This window comes from Gordonia sp. SCSIO 19800, from assembly GCF_018132775.1.
Taxonomy (GTDB): domain Bacteria; phylum Actinomycetota; class Actinomycetes; order Mycobacteriales; family Mycobacteriaceae; genus Gordonia; species Gordonia hongkongensis.
Genome location: NZ_JAGRQM010000002.1, coordinates 1 through 12,432, shown reverse-complemented (window position 1 = coordinate 12,432; position 12,432 = coordinate 1). Strand labels below are relative to the sequence as shown.

Below are 12,432 nucleotides of genomic sequence, written 5' to 3'. Positions count from 1 at the left end.
ATCGGACCATACTCCCGATTAACATTCGCCGACATCCCTTTTCGGCAAAGGTAAAACGTCAGTAAAGGCGAAGTAAAGACCAGCGATAAAACGTCTCAGAATGGTCACGGAGAAATTCGATAGTCCATTCGGATGAGTTTTCCGAAAGGCGTGGATTTTCGCCCGTGTCTCTGATTTTCAGATCAACTCATTCGACAAGCGAATGTGGATTCATTCTTCACTCGGAGTCTGTCAAACCACAAGGAGCAGTTGTTTTTTCGGGCGACCGATCAATCGGTCCATCACGCCCGTCTCACGCAAATCGCCCAGAACAGACGGAGCTTGTTTAGGTGTCATTGCTAACGAATCGTTTATCCATGTTCAGCGTTTGGCGCCGGACCGGACTCATCGGAAATGCGGCGCCGATGTCGACGACTCGGAACCAGATGATCGTCGACGTCATTCGCTGAGACGACACGACTGATGAACGACAAAAAGCGAACGCAGCTGCCCTGGGTCAGCCACGTTGCGGGGCCGGCCGGTTGCGCGTCAACCGAGCCGAGGCGGTTGCGGTCCCCGGCCCCACGGGGTGCCACCCGACCGCCCGGGCCAGGCCCTGCGGGGGCATCCCGCTCGAGATGGTCTCGTGTTCGCCGATGACGTAGGTCTCGTGCCAGATCCCGACCGAGTCGGTGTCGGCGAGCTCGCGATTGAACCACCGCCACATGGACAGATGCGGGGCGTCGGGGTCGGACGCGAACCGTCGGAGATCGTCGGCGCTGCGCCAGTACGACAACACCATCGGCGAACCGCCCAGATAGAGGCGCGCGTCGAGCATGCCCGCATCCGGTCGGCGACGGAGGTGGATCAGCATCCGGGACATCGACGTCAGCACCGGCAACCAGGCGCGTACCCGCCAGGGTCGCGTCACCCGCATCCCGATCAAGAACAGCGTCGTGCCCGGCGGCGGGGTGTCGTTGGTCGTGCGGGCGGCTCGGCGAGCGGACATGAGACCTCCAGGACATTTCGTAACGTTGTTACGAAACGATGTTATGAAACGATTGCGGACATGGCAAGACCCCGATCCCACACCGAAGACGTCCGTGTCCGGCTCCTCGACGAGGCGGTTCGCATGGTGGCCGCCGACGGCATCGGTGCGCTGTCGGTGCGGGAGGTCGCTCGCGCCGCCGACACCTCCACCACCGCCGTCTACTCGCTGTTCGGCAACAAGGAAGGCCTCGCGCGCGCGATCCTGGTGCGCGCCTTCGACGCGTTCGCGGACGCACAGCGCTCCGCCGCGGCGGCAGCAACCGACCCGACCGCGCTCGCCGAACTCGGTGTCGCATACGTCGGGTGGGCGCTGGAGAATCCCCGGCTCTACGAGCTGATGTTCGGGGATGCGCTGGTGGGTGTCGCACGCACCGAGGAGACCCGCGCCGCTGCGACGCGGGCGATCACCCCGCTGCGCGAGGGAGTACAGGCCGCGATCACCGCGGGCGTCTTCCGCGACGCCGACACCGACACCGTCGTCGCCTCGTTGTGGGCCCAGGTGCACGGCATGGCCATGCTCCTGCTGTCGGGCAACTACCCGGACGGTGCCGACCCGGTGGCTGCGGCGACGGCGGTCATCGACGGATGGCGTCCTGCTCGCGCCTGACCGCGGCGGGGCCGGAGGACCACTAGGGTGTCGGTATGGCAGGGCGCAGCATGGATTTCGACCCCATCGCCGAAGCACGGGAGAACTGGACCCAGGCGGGGTGGGGCGAGGTCGCCGACGGCATGGTCGCGGTGACGTCGGTGATGCGCGCCCATCAGATCCTGCTCGCCCGTGTCGAGGCCGCCCTGCGTCCGTTCGATCTCAGCTTCTCCCGCTTCGAACTGCTCCGGCTGCTGGCGTTCTCGCGTCAGGGGTCCTTGCCGATCACCAAGGCCAGTGACCGGCTCCAGGTCCACGTGACCAGCGTGACCCACGCGATCCGTCGCCTCGAGGAGGGCGGGCTCGTCCGCCGCGTCCCGCACCCCACCGATGGACGTACCACGCTCGTCGAGATCACCGACCTCGGCCGCAAGACGGTGGGCGACGCCACGGAGACCCTCAACCGCGAGGTGTTCGGCAACGTCGGCATGTCCGACGACGAGATGACCGGCCTCGTCGGCGCCATCCAGTCACTTCGCAAGCACAACGGGGACTTCTGAAACGGCGCGCGGAATCCGTATGACGTCGTGCCCGGAATCCGGGTTCGACGTCATACGGATTCGCTCAGCTGCTCGGCGTTGGAACCGCGCGGTGATCGTCTGCGTCGAAACCCCATGGACCTCGCCGAACTGACCGCCCGCCGAGACGGCGTGTTCTCCACCCGCGAAGCGCGTGATTGCGGTGCGAGCTCGTCGACGATCCAACGCAAAGTCGCTGCCGGCGAGTGGAAAGCGGTAGCACGCGGGGTGTACCTCGTCGCCGGGCACCACCGCACAGCCCGGGCTCAGGCCCGCATCGCGGTCCTGTCGGTGCACAACATGGCGGTACTCGGCGGACCAGCGGCCGCCTGGTGGCTCGGACTGCACGACACCGAACCCCGAAAACACCTCGTCTACACCCCGACCCGCGGCAGCGCCCGACGCTCGTCCGCGACCGCGGTGGTCAGGTTCCGGCGACTACACGACGACGACATCACCGAGCATCAAGGTCTCCGAACAACGAGCGCCGCGCTGACCGTCCTCGACGCCTCCCTCGACCTCGGGATCAGCATCCTCGATTCAGCACTACTCAGCACCCGCGTCACCCTCGACGCTCTCCGCGCCGCCCACGACCGCTACCCCAACCGGCACGGAGCACCGCGCGTCGCTGCCTATCTGAAACTCCTCGGCGACGGAGCACGATCGGAAGCCGAACGACTCACCACCGAACTGCTGACCGCCGCTGGGATCTCCGGCTGGATGCCGAACATGCCCGCCTACGGCTACGTCATCGATTTCGCCTTTCCCGACAGGAAGGTCGCAGTCGAAATCGACGGCTTCTCCTTCCACCGTGACGCCGCGGCCTTCCAGCGCGACCGCACTAAGCGCAACCTGCTCACCGCCAACGGATGGACTGTCCTCAACTTCACGTGGACCGACCTCGTCGACCGGCCCGCCCAGGTCGCCGCGGACGTCAGGGCCGTGCTCCGACGAGCGGCCGCCTGAAACGCGTATGACGTTGTGCCCGGAAACCGGGCACAACGTCATACGGATCTCGTGAGGTCGGCGAACGACCTAGTGCAGCGAGGTGATGATCGCGCTGAAGTCGAGGTCCGCGTGCTGTTCGGCGAAGCCGCGGTAGAGCTGTGCGGCGTGGGTACCCAGCGGCGCACGGGCGCCGGTGCTGGCGACGGCGTCCATCGCAAGACCGAGGTCCTTGTTCATCAGGGCGGTCGCGAAGCCCGGCTTGAAGTCGTTGTTCGCCGGCGAGGTCGGGACCGGCCCGGGAACGGGGCAGTTGGTCTCGACGGCCCAGCAGTTGCCGGTGGCGCCGGTGATCACGTCGTAGAGCGCCTGGTCGTCGAGGCCCAGCTTCTGGGCGAGCACGAAGGCCTCCCCCACCGCGATCTGCTGGACGGCGAGCACCATGTTGTTGCACACCTTGGCGGCCTGTCCCGCACCCGCGGCACCGCAGTGGATGATCTTGCCCGCCATCGGATCCAGGGTGGTGCGCGCTGCGGCGAAGGCCTCGTCCTCGCCGCCGACCATGAACGCCAGGGTGCCGGCGACGGCACCCTTCACCCCACCCGAGACCGGGGCGTCGACCTGTGCGAAGCCGTGCTCGGTGGCGCGCTGGTGGATGTCCCGCGCGTCGTCGACCGAGATCGTCGACGAGTCGATGAACAGGGCTCCGGTCGGAGTTGCCGGCAGGATCTCGTCATACAGCTTCTTCACGATGCCGCCATTGGGCAGCATCGTCACCACGACCTCGGCGGCGGACACGGCCTCGATGGCGGCCGGGAAGGTCTCGATGCCGTTGTCCTGCGCGGTCTTCACCGCCTCGGGTACCGGATCGAAACCGCGGACGGTGTGACCGGCTTTCACCAGATTGGCGGCCATCGGGCCACCCATGTTGCCGAGGCCGAGGAAGGCGATCGTCGTCATTGTCTCTGCTTCCTACGAAAGTGGTTGTCTAAAGCGAAGTGTCAGCCCTTCGAGGCTCGTCGCTAACGCTCCTCGCACCTCAGGGGGCGAGGGACCGGTAGCGGGTCGCGATCGAACGGCCGAGCACGACCCGCATGATCTCGTTGGTCCCCTCCAGGATGCGGTGCACACGGAGGTCGCGGACGATTTTCTCGATTCCGTACTCGGTGAGATACCCGTATCCGCCGTGCAGCTGTAGCGCCTGGTCGGCGACCTCGTAGCAGGTGTCGGTGACGAAACGCTTCGCCATTGCGCACTGTTCGACCTTGTCGGACGCGCCATCGTCGAGCGCCGTCGCCGCCTGCCACAACATGAGCCGGGACGCCTGCAGCGAGGTGGCCATGTCGGCGAGGGTGAACCGGATGGTCGGCTCGTCGATGAGCGCGTTGCCGAACGCGCGGCGACTCGCGACATAGGCCGCCGCCTTGTCGAAGGCGGCTTGCGCCCCACCGAGCGACGACGCCGCGATGTTGATGCGGCCGCCGTTCAGACCGTTCATGGCGATGCCGAACCCGATGCCCTCGGTGCCGCCGAGGAGGTTGCCCGCGGGCACCCGCACCTCGTCGAGGATGACCTGGGCGGTGGGCTGCGCATGCCAGCCCATCTTGTGCTCCTGCGCACCGAAACTCAGTCCGGGCGAATCCTTCTCGACCAAGAACGTGGAGATGCCCTTGGGGCCGGCGTCACCGGTGCGCGCCATGATGACGTAGAGGTCCGACGACCCGGCCCCGGAGATGAACTGTTTGACCCCGGTGAGCACGTACTCGTCGCCGGACCGCTCGGCACGCGTGGCGAGCGCCGCCGCGTCGGAGCCGGCACCCGGCTCGGTCAGGCAGTAGCTCGCCACCGTCTCCATCGTCGCCAGGCGCGGCACCCACGTCGAACGTTGTTCGTCGGTGCCGTACTCGTCGACCATCCACGTGCACATGTTGTGGATGGACAGGAACGACGCGACGGCCGGATCGGCGTACGCCAGTTGCTCGAAGATGCGCACCCCGTCGAGGCGTCGCAGACCGCTGCCGCCGGAATCCTCGGCACAGTAGATGGCACCCATCCCGAGTTCCGAGGCCTCACGCAACTCGTCGACCGGGAAGTGGTTCGTGGCATCCCATTCGAGCGCGAACGGCGCCAGTTTCTTGGCCGCGAAACCCGCCGCGGTCTCGACGATGACACGTTCGTCACCGTCGAGCCGGGCGAGTGCGGCGTCGGCGAAAGTCGTCAACGCCGATCAGTCCATCGTCGGGATGACGAACTCGGCGCCGTCCTTGATGCCCGAGGGCCACCGCGTCGTGACCGTCTTGGTCTTGGTGTAGAACTGGATCGACGCCGGGCCGTGCTGATTGAGGTCGCCGAAGCCGGAACGCTTCCATCCGCCGAACGTGTAGTACGCCACCGGCACCGGGATCGGCACGTTCACGCCGACCATGCCGACGTCGACCCGAGCGGTGAAGTCGCGGGCGGCGTCGCCGTCCTGGGTGAAGATCGCGACGCCGTTGCCGTACTGATGATCCGACGCCAGGGCGAGGGCCTCCTCGTAGTCGCCGGCGCGCACGATCGACAGGACCGGTCCGAAGATCTCCTCGGTGTAGATGGTCATGTCCTTGGTGACGTGGTCGAACAGGGTCGGGCCGATGAAGAAGCCCTTCGAGATGTCCTCGTCGCCGAAGGTCTGCTCGTTGTTGGCGCGCTCACGTCCGTCGATGACGACCTCGGCACCCTCCTCGGCACCCTTGTCGATGAACCCGCGGACCCGCTCGAGAGCGGCGGCGGTGACCAGGGGGCCGTAGTCGGCCTTGGGGTCCAGGCTGTGACCGACGCGCAGTGCGTTGACCCGGTCGATCAGCTTGGCGCGCAGCCGGTCTGCGGTCTGCTCGCCGACCGGGACCGCGACGCTGATCGCCATGCAGCGCTCACCGGCGCTGCCGTAGCCCGCACCGATCAGCGCGTCGACGACCTGGTCGAGGTTGGCGTCGGGCATGATGATCGCGTGGTTCTTGGCGCCACCGAAGCACTGTGAGCGCTTCCCGTGGGCGGCCGCGGTCGAGTAGATGTACTGCGCGATGTCGGAGCTGCCGACGAAGCCGAGGGCCTTGACGTCCGGGTGGGTCAGCAGCGCGTCGACCGCTTCCTTGTCGCCGTGGACGACCTGGAACACACCGTCGGGCAGGCCCGCCTCGGTGAACAGCTCGGCAAGACGCACCGGCACGGACGGATCGCGCTCGCTGGGCTTGAGGATGAAGGCGTTGCCGCACGCGAGCGCCGGTCCGGCCTTCCACAGCGGGATCATCGCCGGGAAGTTGAACGGGGTGATGCCCGCGACGACACCGAGCGGCTGACGGATGGAGTGCACGTCGATGCCGCCGCCGGCACCCGCGGTGAACTCACCCTTGATGAGGTGCGGGATGCCGATCGCGAACTCGATCACCTCGACGCCGCGCTGGATGTCGCCGAGCGCATCGGCGTGGGTCTTGCCGTGCTCGAGCGACAGCGTGGTCGCGAGTTCATCGGCGTTCTTGTTGACCAGGTCGACGAACCGCATGAGGACGCGGGCGCGCCGCTGCGGGTTCCAGGCGGCCCACTCCTTCTGCGCGGCCGATGCGGTCGCGATCGCGGCGGCGACTTCGTCGGTCGACGCCAGCGGAACCTGAGACTGCACGGCGCCGGTGCTCGGATTGAAGACGTCAGCAAAGCGGCCGCCCTCGGCGGTGACGCGCTTGCCGTTCAGGTAGTGCGGGATCGAGGGGACAGCAGGAGCGGACACGGAGATCACCTTCGACTTCGTTGGGGGTATGGCCGGTGTCACCACATAGTAGGACATCCAAGTATTTCTTCCAACCCCCCTCAACTGGGATTTCGCCCCGACGGGCGGGTTAGGCTACCCTCGCTTAGCGAAAACGCCGACGTCGAGAGGAGTTCACATGTCGGTCGTCATCCTCTACGGAACCGAAACCGGGAACGGTGAGCTCGTCGCCGACGCCATCGCCGACACGCTGGCCGCCGACCACGATCCGTCGATCTACGACATGAGCGAATACGCGGTCGAGGACCTCGACCCCGAGGACTTCCTCGTCATCGTGTGCTCGACGTACGGCGAAGGCGAGCTGCCGACTGGCGCCGAGCCCTTCGCCGACGAACTCGAGAGCGTGAACCCCGACCTCACCGGTCTCCGCTTCGCGGTCTTCGGTCTCGGGGACTCGATCTACGACACGTTCAACCGCGGCGGCGAGATCGTCGCCGAGATGCTCACCAAGCGCGGCGCGGTCCAGGTCGGCGAGCACGCCCGCCACGACAACTCCTCGCCCATCAAGCCGGCGAAACAGGCCGCCGAGTGGGCCGAGGGAATCTCCCAAGAGATCTGAGCACGCCTGACGTCTACGCGGCCGGTCAACCCGCCGGGCGCGACGTCGCGCCCGCCGCCGGGCCCGCGTCCGCTGCGGCGTCGGCTGCGGCGGACTCCTCCGCCGCCACGGCCTGCTCGTATCCGCGCACGGCCGACAGCTTCGCGAGTTCGCACACAGCGCGCACCATGATCGCGAGCACGATCCCCAGGAACAGCGCGGTCGGTACCGACACCTTCAGGTTCTCACCGAGCAGCAGCACACCGAGCACCATCGCGACGGCCGGCTCGGCGACGGTCATCGACGGGAACGACGTCTGCAGATCACCGGCGCCGAACCCCATCTGCTGGGCGAGGATGGCGCAGACCACCACCAGCACGAAGAGATAGATCTCGGGGTGGACGAAGGAACGCCAGAAGTGGTGCGTGATCTGGTAGATCACGGTCTTCACCAGCAACGCCGACACGCCGAACAGGATGCCGGCGACGAGCCCGTAGAACAGTGCCTTGTAGTGCGGACTCGAGCGGTGGGCGAGGATCACCAGCGCGACCACGACGCCGATGACCGCTCCCACGGTGCCCCACAGCAGGAGAGCATCGGGGCGTCGCATCGACGGTTCGGGACGCGCCACGATCAGGAATGTCACCACGCACGCGACGAGAACCCCGCCCCAGGCCCACTCGATGCGGGCCGGGTGCCGATGATCGGCCCACGCCTCGAGCGGAAGGGCGAACAGCACGGCGAGCACGACGAGGGGTTGCACGAGGAGGATCGAGCCGAGTCCGAGTGCCGAGGCCTGCAAACCGAAGCCGCACAGCGCGATCGCCGCACCGGCCCACCATCCCGGGGTGATCGCACCGTTGACCCGGGAGGCGCGCTGACGCAGCACGGTACCGGCGGCGATCATCAACGCGGCCAGCACCGCGAGGAGCGCGGGTACCCAGGTGTGCACGATCCCCAGGGTAACGGCGGTGAGCCGCGGTCGCGGTCCCGGCCGGGGTCGTCCCGGGCGACATCGACGGTGTCGTAACACCAACGGCCTGCCCGGACAACGTAGATTCGAACCCATGCGTTATCGGTCAGATCTGGAACGACTGGCCACCCTCGACGCCGCCGCGATCGAGGTGGCCTGCACCGACTGCACCTCGGTGGGTGAGCTCATCGACTGTGCCGTGGACGAGTACCTGGAGTTCGACGTCGCCGCCGACGAGGCCGAGGCCCGCGGTCACGACGAACACGCGGCCTACCTCCGCCAGGAGGCCGCCGCCTGGCGCGCGACCGTGCGGGTCCTGCGGATGATCGGCGCCGAGTCGGGGTCCGAATCCGACGCCCGGGACCGCGGCCGGCACGGCGCCGCATGAGCCGGACCCGCACGCTGGTCCTGATGCGGCACGGCAAGTCGGGTTATCCGCCCGCGACGCCCGATCACGACCGTCCGCTGGCCGAGCGCGGCGATCGGCAGGCCGCCCTCGCCGGACGCTGGATGGCCGATGAGGGCCTGCGGATCGACGCGGCGCTGTGCTCGACATCGACGCGAACGCGGCAGACGCTCGCCCGAACCGGCATCGATGCGCCCGTGACCTTCGTCGAGGACATCTACGGCGGCGCGCCCGAGGAGATCCTGGAGGCCATCCGCGTCCACGCGCCCGCCGACGCGCGGACGGTCCTCGTCGTCGGCCACGAGCCCGGGATGCCGTCGACCGCGCTGACGCTCGATCCGCACGGCTACATCGAACGCTTCCCCACCTCGGCTTATGCGGTCGTCGGCATCTCCCACGAGTGGGACCGGATCGGGTTGGCCCCGGACCCCGAGGCCCACCTCGTCGGCGTGCGGATCCCACGCGAGGGGTGACCGGTGGCGCACACTGGGATCATGCGTGAGATCCAGCGAACCATCATCGACGCCCTCGCCGTGAAGTCTTCGATCGACCCCGGCGAGGAAGTGGAGCGGCGGGTCGGGTTCCTCGTCGACTACGTCCGCGCCACCGGCGCCAAGGGTTACGTACTCGGCATCTCCGGCGGCGTCGACTCCAGCCTGGCCGGGAAGCTCGCCCAACTCGCCGCCGAACGCATCCGGTCCGACGGCGGTGACGCGACCTTCATGGGCGTGCGGCTGCCCTACCGGGTACAGCACGACGAGGACGACGCGGCCGCGGCCCTCGAGTTCATCGGCGCCGACGAGGTCGTGACCGTCAACGTGGCACCCGGCGTGGATGCCCTCGACGACGAGATCGAACAGGCCACCGGCACCCGGCTCACCGACTTCACCAAGGGCAACGCCAAGGCGCGGCACCGCATGGTCGCGCAGTACGCCCTCGCCGGTGACCGCGGGCTGCTGGTGATCGGCTCCGATCATGCGTCCGAGAACGTCACCGGCTTCTTCACCAAACACGGCGACGGTGCGGCCGACGTGCTGCCGCTCTCCGGCCTGAACAAGCGACAGGGGCGTGCCATCCTGCGCCACCTGGATGCGCCGCAGCAGCTGTGGGAAAAGGTCCCGACCGCCGACCTGCTGGACGAGAAGGCCGGACAGACCGACGAGGACGAACTCGGCCTGCGCTACGACGACATCGACGACTACCTCGAGGGGCGCGAGATCCCCGAGGACGCGGCCGAGAAGATCGAGGCCGCCTGGCACCGCAACCGGCACAAGCGCACCACCCCCGTCGAGGTCGACGACACGTGGTGGCGGTCCTAGCGCTGCACCCGGCCGGCGCGTTCGGCGGACCCCGCACGGCGGGCTGTGCGCGACTAGGGTGTCGGAGTGTCTGTCTACGCAAACGGATTCGCCCGCGTCGCCGGAGCCGTACCCGTCCTGACGCTCGCCGAACCCGCGGTCAACGCCGCGCGCACCGTCGAACTGGCGACGCAGGCCGCTGACGACGGCGCCTGCATTGTCGTCTTCCCCGAACTCGGGCTGTGCGGGTACAGCGTCGACGACCTCTTCCACCAGGACGCCCTCCTCGACGCTTGCCGCACCGCACTCGACGACATCGTGACGGCCAGTGCCGGGCTGAAGCCGGTTCTCTGCGTCGGACTGCCGATGCGCGTGGGTGACGGCCTGTACAACTGCGCCGCCGTGATCCACGACGGCGCGGTCCTGGGGGTGGTCCCGAAGTCGTACCTGCCGAACTACCGCGAGTTCTACGAGCAGCGCTTCTTCGCCGCGGCGCGCGACGCGGTCCCCACGACCGTGCGGATCGGCGACGACGAGGTCCCGTTCGGTGCCGATCTCGTGTTCGAGGCCCGCGACCTGCCGGGTTTCGCACTGTTCGTCGAGATCTGCGAAGACGGCTGGGTGGCGATCCCACCGAGTACATGGGCAGCTCTCGGCGGCGCGACCGTGCTGGCCAACCTGTCGGGCAGCCCGGTCACCATCGGCAAGGAGAGCTACCGCACCAACCTGTGCACCGGGCATTCCGCGCGGACCATCTCGGCCCACGTGTACGTCGCTGCCGGGTACGGCGAGTCGACCACCGACCTCGCCTGGGACGGCGATGCCCTCATCACCGAGAACGGGTCGCTCCTCGCCCGCAGTGAACAGTTCGCGACGATCGACCAGATCATCACCGCCGACATCGATCTCGACCGCCTGCGGCAGGAACGCATGCGGATGATCAGCCTCCGGGACCAGGTCGGCGATCACTCCGACCGGTTGAAGTCGTTGCGTCGCATCGGTTTCGACTTCGGAGACCTGTCCGACGACGATGTCGTCCGGCGGGTGGTCCCCCGATTCCCTTATGTCCCAGCGGATTCCGACGACCGCGACGAACGCTGCGCAGAGGTCCGCTCCATCCAGGTCCAGGGACTGGCCCAACGACTGCGCTCGACGGGTCTGGAGAAGATCGTCATCGGGGTGTCCGGCGGGCTGGACTCGACGCTCGCACTCTTGGTCGCGGTCGACACCTTCGACCGGCTCGGCCTGCCGCGCACCAACATCCTCGGTTACACGATGCCCGGCTTCGCGACCGGCGGCCCGACACTGCGGCGCGCCCACGCGCTGATGAACTCGCTCGGGGTGAGCGGCGCGGAGATCGACATCCGGCCGTCCTGTGAGCAGATGCTCGCCGACCTCGACCATCCGTACGCGCGCGGCGAGAAGGTCTACGACGTCACCTTCGAGAACGTGCAGGCCGGTGAGCGGACCTCACACCTGTTCCGGCTCGCCAACGCCAACGGCGCCATCGTGCTCGGGACCGGCGATCTCTCCGAACTCGCGCTCGGATGGTGCACCTACGGCGTCGGCGACCAGATGTCGCACTACAACGTCAACGGGTCGGTGCCGAAAACGCTGATCCAGCACCTGATCCGGTGGATGATCACCAGCGGGCACCATTCCGCCGAGACCACCGAGACGCTCGTCGAGATCCTCGACGACGTCATCTCTCCCGAACTCGTCCCCGCCGGCGACGACGGCCGGATCCAGAGCACCGAGGACACGGTCGGCCCCTACGAGCTGCACGATTTCTTCCTCTATCACCTGACGCGCTTCGGTTATCGCCCGAGCAAGATCGCCTATCTCGCGCGCCAGGCGTGGGGTGACCGCAGCCGTGGCCCGTGGTCGGATCTGCTGACCGAGGACAAGCGCAACGAGTACGACACCGCGACCATCGAGCACTGGCTCGAGGTGTTCCTGAAGCGGTTCATGGGCAACCAGTTCAAGCGCTCGGCGATGCCCAACGGCCCCAAGATCGGGTCGGGCGGGTCGCTGTCCCCACGCGGCGACTGGCGTTCACCCTCGGATGCGTCGGCGCGGGTCTGGCTGGACGAACTCGCCGGGGGCTAGTGCGGCGGGTGGTCGGGCCCTGCGCAAGCTCCGGCCCGCTCCTCAGTACCTGCGGCCGGGCGGCCGTCGTGGACTACGAAGAACCCTCTTGATGGTCCACATCTCTGCTCCCTGAGGTGCGAGCGAAGCGAGCCACGAAGGGCTCCGCAACCTGTCTCACCAGGCCCTTCG

General features: G+C 67.6%; 13 protein-coding genes. 8 read left to right on the top strand and 5 right to left on the bottom strand.

All coding sequences use genetic code 11. The features are described from left to right. Positions 1-496 precede the first annotated feature (496 nt). Positions 497-988 carry a DUF4188 domain-containing protein gene (locus KB201_RS02560; RefSeq protein WP_211538266.1) on the bottom strand — a complete coding sequence of 164 codons (492 nt, stop codon included), beginning with the start codon at positions 986-988 and terminating at the stop codon, positions 497-499. Positions 989-1,039: 51 nt separating this feature from the next. On the opposite strand from KB201_RS02560, the gene KB201_RS02555 reads away from it, so the two are divergent. From KB201_RS02555 to KB201_RS02545, 3 genes are all read left to right on the top strand, one after another. Next, entirely contained in the window at positions 1,040-1,636 is a 597-nt protein-coding gene (locus tag KB201_RS02555; protein WP_211538429.1) for a TetR/AcrR family transcriptional regulator, read from the top strand. Between the two features lie 35 nt (positions 1,637-1,671). Beyond that, positions 1,672-2,175, top strand: coding sequence for a MarR family winged helix-turn-helix transcriptional regulator (locus KB201_RS02550; RefSeq protein WP_058253826.1), 504 nt, complete (start codon positions 1,672-1,674; stop codon positions 2,173-2,175). Positions 2,176-2,289: 114 nt separating this feature from the next. Continuing rightward, entirely contained in the window at positions 2,290-3,159 is an 870-nt protein-coding gene (locus KB201_RS02545; protein ID WP_211538265.1) for a DUF559 domain-containing protein, read from the top strand. A 69-nt stretch (positions 3,160-3,228) separates the two neighbouring features. On the opposite strand, the gene mmsB is transcribed toward KB201_RS02545, so the two are convergent. The 3 genes from mmsB to KB201_RS02530 form a co-directional block, all read right to left on the bottom strand. Next, positions 3,229-4,098 (bottom strand): 3-hydroxyisobutyrate dehydrogenase, encoded by an 870-nt coding sequence (gene mmsB / locus KB201_RS02540; RefSeq protein WP_065629722.1) that lies wholly within the window; start codon positions 4,096-4,098, stop codon positions 3,229-3,231. 79 nt (positions 4,099-4,177) lie between these two features. Continuing rightward, on the bottom strand, positions 4,178-5,359 hold the full coding sequence (locus KB201_RS02535) for an acyl-CoA dehydrogenase family protein (RefSeq protein WP_211538264.1): 1,182 nt from the start codon (positions 5,357-5,359) through the stop codon (positions 4,178-4,180). Between the two features lie 6 nt (positions 5,360-5,365). After that, positions 5,366-6,955: a CoA-acylating methylmalonate-semialdehyde dehydrogenase gene (locus KB201_RS02530; RefSeq protein ID WP_249145016.1), complete on the bottom strand. Its 1,590-nt coding sequence runs from the start codon at positions 6,953-6,955 to the stop codon at positions 5,366-5,368. Between the two features lie 100 nt (positions 6,956-7,055). Here KB201_RS02530 and KB201_RS02525 point away from each other — a divergent pair, with 100 nt between their 5' ends. Next, positions 7,056-7,496 (top strand): flavodoxin domain-containing protein, encoded by a 441-nt coding sequence (locus KB201_RS02525; RefSeq protein ID WP_058253830.1) that lies wholly within the window; start codon positions 7,056-7,058, stop codon positions 7,494-7,496. A gap of 25 nt (positions 7,497-7,521) precedes the next feature. Here KB201_RS02525 and KB201_RS02520 read toward each other — a convergent pair whose 3' ends face one another. Next, complete coding sequence (locus tag KB201_RS02520; RefSeq protein ID WP_058253831.1) at positions 7,522-8,427, bottom strand: DMT family transporter; 906 nt, start codon at positions 8,425-8,427, stop codon at positions 7,522-7,524. A gap of 115 nt (positions 8,428-8,542) precedes the next feature. On the opposite strand from KB201_RS02520, the gene KB201_RS02515 reads away from it, so the two are divergent. The 4 genes from KB201_RS02515 (at position 8,543) to KB201_RS02500 (ending at position 12,261) form a co-directional block, all read left to right on the top strand. Then, complete coding sequence (locus KB201_RS02515) at positions 8,543-8,836, top strand: hypothetical protein (RefSeq protein WP_058253832.1); 294 nt, start codon at positions 8,543-8,545, stop codon at positions 8,834-8,836. After that, positions 8,833-9,327, top strand: a complete 495-nt coding sequence (locus tag KB201_RS02510) for a histidine phosphatase family protein (RefSeq protein ID WP_211538263.1) — start codon at positions 8,833-8,835, stop codon at positions 9,325-9,327. Before KB201_RS02515 ends, KB201_RS02510 begins: the two co-directional genes overlap by 4 nt. Positions 9,328-9,348: 21 nt before the next feature. Continuing rightward, a complete protein-coding gene (gene nadE, locus KB201_RS02505; protein ID WP_211538262.1) occupies positions 9,349-10,173 on the top strand; it encodes an ammonia-dependent NAD(+) synthetase in 825 nt (274 codons plus the stop codon). Between the two features lie 66 nt (positions 10,174-10,239). Further along, entirely contained in the window at positions 10,240-12,261 is a 2,022-nt protein-coding gene (locus KB201_RS02500) for an NAD(+) synthase (protein WP_211538261.1), read from the top strand. Positions 12,262-12,432: the final 171 nt, after the last annotated feature.

Excerpts from the sequence above, each read along its gene's own strand:
- KB201_RS02560 (WP_211538266.1), bottom strand. The coding sequence starts at position 988 with ATGTCCGCTCGCCGAGCCGCCCGCACGACCAACGACACCCCGCCGCCG.
- KB201_RS02550 (WP_058253826.1), top strand. The coding sequence starts at position 1,672 with ATGGCAGGGCGCAGCATGGATTTCGACCCCATCGCCGAAGCACGGGAG.
- KB201_RS02545 (WP_211538265.1), top strand. The coding sequence starts at position 2,290 with ATGGACCTCGCCGAACTGACCGCCCGCCGAGACGGCGTGTTCTCCACC.
- mmsB (WP_065629722.1), bottom strand. The coding sequence starts at position 4,098 with ATGACGACGATCGCCTTCCTCGGCCTCGGCAACATGGGTGGCCCGATG.
- KB201_RS02530 (WP_249145016.1), bottom strand. The coding sequence starts at position 6,955 with ATGTCCTACTATGTGGTGACACCGGCCATACCCCCAACGAAGTCGAAG.
- KB201_RS02525 (WP_058253830.1), top strand. The coding sequence starts at position 7,056 with ATGTCGGTCGTCATCCTCTACGGAACCGAAACCGGGAACGGTGAGCTC.
- KB201_RS02515 (WP_058253832.1), top strand. The coding sequence starts at position 8,543 with ATGCGTTATCGGTCAGATCTGGAACGACTGGCCACCCTCGACGCCGCC.
- KB201_RS02510 (WP_211538263.1), top strand. The coding sequence starts at position 8,833 with ATGAGCCGGACCCGCACGCTGGTCCTGATGCGGCACGGCAAGTCGGGT.
- nadE (WP_211538262.1), top strand. The coding sequence starts at position 9,349 with ATGCGTGAGATCCAGCGAACCATCATCGACGCCCTCGCCGTGAAGTCT.